A 325-nucleotide genomic window follows, 5' to 3' on the forward strand; every position below is an offset into this window, starting at 1 on the left:
CTGGAGTTTATCCGGAGATTCTCACTCCATATCCTGCCCCGGGGACTGGTGCGGATCCGCCACTTCGGGATCTTGGGCAGTTCGGCTAAGCAGCTCACCATTCCGCTGATCCACCGGGAGCTTGGAGTTCCGATACCGGAAAAGGAACCCAGGATTCTGGAAACCTACAATCCACGCTACTGTCCCTGCTGCCAAAAGGAATCCATGGTCAGCATCCAGCGCCTGCCCAAACGCGGCCCGCCAAAGGCAGTCTTTGCCCCAGTCCCAACCCCATTCTGATTCCTGACTTTTATCGGGTTGGCGAAGCTATGTCCCGACCACAAAA

Annotated in this window: 1 protein-coding gene; it reads left to right on the forward strand. The window is 56.6% G+C overall.

Annotated features, from left to right (window positions below; translation table 11 throughout):
- Positions 1-279, forward strand: a 279-nt coding sequence (locus tag J0A68_RS22580) for a transposase (RefSeq protein WP_206580513.1), incomplete at its 5' end; no start/stop codon positions are given.
- Positions 280-325: the final 46 nt, after the last annotated feature.

The sequence above is a fragment of the Algoriphagus oliviformis genome (genome assembly GCF_017254915.1).
Lineage (GTDB): Bacteria > Bacteroidota > Bacteroidia > Cytophagales > Cyclobacteriaceae > Algoriphagus > Algoriphagus oliviformis.